Origin of the sequence: Acinetobacter sp. HY1485 (genome assembly GCF_027568475.1) — a bacterium.
Lineage (GTDB): Bacteria > Pseudomonadota > Gammaproteobacteria > Pseudomonadales > Moraxellaceae > Acinetobacter.
This window is the reverse complement of the sequence record NZ_JANKZG010000024.1, coordinates 1-4,186: the sequence shown is the minus strand read 5'-3', so window position 1 is coordinate 4,186 and position 4,186 is coordinate 1. Positions and strand designations below refer to the sequence as shown.

Annotated in this window: 4 protein-coding genes; 1 reads left to right on the top strand and 3 read right to left on the bottom strand. The window is 33.3% G+C overall.

All coding sequences use genetic code 11. The features are described 5' to 3' along the window. Positions 1 to 355 precede the first annotated feature (355 nt). Positions 356 to 952 carry a recombinase family protein gene (locus PCI70_RS12100; protein ID WP_269915588.1) on the bottom strand — a complete coding sequence of 199 codons (597 nt, stop codon included), beginning with the start codon at positions 950 to 952 and terminating at the stop codon, positions 356 to 358. Positions 953 to 1,173: 221 nt separating this feature from the next. Between PCI70_RS12100 and PCI70_RS12095 the strand changes: the two genes are divergently transcribed. Further along, positions 1,174 to 2,157 (top strand): hypothetical protein, encoded by a 984-nt coding sequence (locus tag PCI70_RS12095; RefSeq protein WP_269915587.1) that lies wholly within the window; start codon positions 1,174 to 1,176, stop codon positions 2,155 to 2,157. A 144-nt stretch (positions 2,158 to 2,301) separates the two neighbouring features. On the opposite strand, the gene PCI70_RS12090 is transcribed toward PCI70_RS12095, so the two are convergent. Continuing rightward, positions 2,302 to 3,036: a hypothetical protein gene (locus tag PCI70_RS12090; RefSeq protein ID WP_269915586.1), complete on the bottom strand. Its 735-nt coding sequence runs from the start codon at positions 3,034 to 3,036 to the stop codon at positions 2,302 to 2,304. Positions 3,037 to 3,258: 222 nt separating this feature from the next. Further along, positions 3,259 to 4,186, bottom strand: a 928-nt coding sequence (gene repM, locus PCI70_RS12085) for a replication initiation protein RepM (RefSeq protein ID WP_333473571.1), incomplete at its 5' end; no start/stop codon positions are given.

Here is a 4,186-nt window from a genome sequence, read left to right as displayed (position 1 = left end):
TAACCTAGGTTGTGTTTTGGACGCTCACACTCCGTTCGCTTTGTTAAATCTGTTTTATAATTTGGTGAAAAGCAAAAGCTCAAACAGCACTCACACAAGAAAATCCTAAATTTCCCATCTATGTGTGCATTGTATTAAACAAAAAGCCCTGTTTATTGATATAAGTTATTGTTTTTTATTATTTATTTGGTTTATTCATCATTATTTAGACCATTAAATGATATGTATAAAATACTTAAATTTCAGCAACTTACTTACATTCTTTTACAAAATCCACGATGGTTGAATATTCATACATAGGTTAAACACATCAGAAAGAAGGCTAAATAAAACTTAACCCCTTTTTCAAAATATCCTACTGCATCTTAGTTTTAGCAACTCGATAAACTGTAGCCACACCAACCCCAACAGCCTTAGCTATTTCATCTTTGGTCATCTTTCCTGTTTGTAAAAGCTCAGCAATACGCTCATGCTTTGCAGTATTGGCTTTCTTTCCTGTAGGTACATATCCTGAACGTGCTAAGCCTTGTTTAATGCGTTCTTTTCGCTTGTCGTTATCTAACTTTGCCATTGTTGCAAGTAGATCAATCAGCATGGAATTGATGACGTTTAAAATCTCACTTGTCATATCTGTGCCAATGCTGTGAGTGGTAGGCAAGTCAGCAATAATTAAACGTAATCCTTTTTCTTTGATCTTAGATTTCAACACATCAAATTCATTTTGTGATAAACGACTTAACCTATCCACACTTTCCACAAGAAGAATATCCCCCTTGTTTGACTCATCTAAAAGTTTATTCAGTTGAGGGCGTTCTAGTTTTGTCCCTGAACAGTTTTCTATGTACTTGGTATATTGATCCCCATAATCTTCACTAAATCTTATTAAATCATTCAACGCTCTTTCAGCATCTTGTTCTTTTGTACTTGCTCTCACATAAATTCTAATATTCACAACCCACCTCTAATTTATCATTTAGTAATCATTTTGTAAGTCTAATGATAAACCTATCATTTAATAATGTAAATAACTCTAATGATAGTTAGATTATCAAAATACTTATTTATATTTTGGGTATACTCTAATGATAGGTTTTAAAGTATTATCTTTGAATCATTTCTTTAATAAAGTAAAATCATGAATTGATTTTCAGTCACTTAGCAGGAACCCAAAGAATGGCTCTAATTAATTGTCCTGAGTGCAAGAATACAATTAGTGATACTGCACTTAACTGCCCCCAATGTGGTGTAATAATTAGAGAGGCTAGGCGTGGTTTTTGGGGCGTAACTTTTAAGTGGCTATTTATTTTATTTAATCTTTTGATGGTGGGTATCACTTTTAAATCGTGTAGTAGTGTTGCTGAATTAATGAACTCTACTCAGGATAAATATTCACAAGCAGGTTATACACTTGGTTTGTCAGTTGGCATGGGTGCATTACTTATTTTTTGGGCTGCTGTAGATATTATATTAGGCCTTTGCGTAATTCTTACAAAACCTAAGCAATCATATTCATTAGTACAAAATAGAAAAAAAGAGACTTGGCCTCCTGCCCCCACTTCTGTTTCGTCCAATGATAATGGGCAATGGCTTCCGTCTACGTTATTAATTACATTAGTTTGTTTAGGTATATTTTATTATAACCTTACATCTCCTAAATCAAATGAAGTAGCTGATTCTTCACTTCAAAAAACCTATGAAAACACATCTAAACCTAAAGAATGTTATTACCTAACTTCTCTAGGTTTGAAAACAGGAGATTATTACAACACAGAAGAAAAAGAACTAGCTGCTGCCCAAAAAGCAGGTATACCTTATGAGAAAGACAGCAATATAGAGTATGCATGTATTAGTGATTATCTATCAGTAGGTAACTCAGAAAATCAAATGGCATATTATGCTTATGGAAATTCTGAGAATGTAGATCGTGTAGTTTTGACATTAGGTATAAGCGACAGATCACAAGAAAAAGCAAGTTTGAAAAAATACAGCTCAGCTATTGCATTGCTTTATCAAGAGCATACCAATACACATCTAAATCAAAAGTATCTTACAAAAATAATTCATCATCAGCCATTTCAAGCAAGAATTGGCAAACATTTAATTACTCTTGAAAAGAATGGTAATCAAAATTATGGCTTGAATTTTGAAATCAAATAGATCTCTTATAGAAAAAGCCACACTCCAAACTAAACATGCGTTTAAATAGCGCTTATATAAGCAATATAGCCCATGTTACCACCATCAAGGTACTACCCTACCTTAGGTTTGCTTAAGAGGCTTTATAACCACTATAATCAACAGTTAAGCAGATAGATCAAACACATCATCATTTTTTGCTCGTTTACGGCGAGCAACTGATTTGTTGTAGCTCATTTCACTACGAGGTAATAGCGGCTTCAATTTTCTTGTTCCGTCAAATGATCTGTAATTTTTTGTCATGTATTTGGGTTTCTGATCTACTTTTGCTCTGTAGCCCATTCTGAATACACAATCGTTTAAACCATCTTTATGGTCAGGACTTCTTTTCAAATAATGGAAATGCTTTCTTTCAGGGCTTTTATGGCTCACCAAAAGGTCATCATTGAATTTTCTTGGTGATATGTAAGCCGTCTTAACACCATCAAGATTTTCAATATCCAATTTTAATTTTCCTAGTAAAAAGTTTAACGAAACATGATTACCAATTACCATCAAGTGACAATGTCTACCATACTTAGGACTAATTTCTTTTGAATAACGGTAGTAAAAATGCTTTCTATCTAACAGCTTGGTTAGATCATTGTAGTTAAACTCTAAAAACTCATACCCACCATCATCACATGAGAATACATCATCGTTGATTGTTGTAGGCTCCTCAAGCTGAATGGTTACATCAAACACCATGTAATTACTGTTTAAGTCCTCACTAGATAGATCAGAATAATACTCAAGAGCTTTAATAATTGTATTCAACTGTTGTTTGTCATAGCTGTATTTAGGATTGAGTTTGTATCCTTTGTAATTGGTAGGATTAGTAATGATTATTTGTCTAGGCATATATTCCTCTTAAATTATAAATGTAAAAAGCCCCTGTTACCTACAAATAACTATATCCATCCATAGATAAGGAGCTGTGGGTTCTGTGTTCACGTTGACTTATTTAGATAACCCAATAATAAATCAATGATTTAGGTGTAATATTTTTTCTTTAGCAATTCTCCGTATAAAATAATTAGGTACATTCTCAAACTAACACTGACTTTTGGTTTTGTGTAGTCTTTAAGTGGTTTTGTAGCCAACTTCTTTCAAGTGTGGCAACCATTGCTGTACGTTCTTTGGTTGCTTTAGCTTCTCTTTAATTTGTTGTGCATACTGGTCTATTGTTGCCCCAACATCAGCAACATACTCAGCTTGGAACTTCTCAGATTGTGCCAATCTGTCAGCAAACATATCTAGTTGCTTCTCTGTTAAATCCTTTGGCTTCTCAGATTGTACTACTGTCTTAGGCTGTGGCTTTTGCTTCATCTTGAAAAGAATATGTGTGATTGTTCTACCTTGTTTAAATTGCTCATAACTCACTGTGATGTCTGTTTTCTTATTAATCTCATTTACTGCTTTATCTATAACATCACGTTTGAGATATGCCACTGATTTATACTCATTATCAGCAATATCTAACAGTTTTCTTAATTCTAATACTTCAAATTTCTTACTGTTACCTAGTGGCAAGTAACGAGCAAATAACTCATAAAACCTAATGCTGTATTGGCTTTTAAGCATTGCCACTTGATCTAATAGGTACTTGGTGAAGTGAGCTTCTAGTCGACTAATCATCGTAATAACAGTATCAGATAAATAAAGAACAACTGTCCCTTTGGTTTTTACATAAGTAATAGTTTTTACCCATCTTGATACTGTTATAGCATTAACACCTTTGTAAGTATCAAGGTAGCTAAATTGACGGTTGAACAGTTGTTTACTTGCTTCTACGAGCTGATTGTAGGCTTCTGCTTGTCCAACATTGTATTGATTATTGTATGTTTTGGCTGTGATTTCTAATGCTGTACTAGGTGTTAAATTTTTTATTTCTCTTGCTTCTACAATTGCCAATAAAAGTACTCGTTGCTCTACTAGTGATAAATTAAAACTCGCTTCAATCAGAGCATTACTTTTAACTACAAGTTTCGTTTTATTGTTCATAAAATTA

What these genes read in the sequence shown, in the direction of transcription:
- PCI70_RS12095 (WP_269915587.1), top strand. Translation starts at nt 1,174, where the DNA reads ATGGCTCTAATTAATTGTCCTGAGTGCAAGAATACAATTAGTGATACT.
- PCI70_RS12090 (WP_269915586.1), bottom strand. Translation starts at nt 3,036, where the DNA reads ATGCCTAGACAAATAATCATTACTAATCCTACCAATTACAAAGGATAC.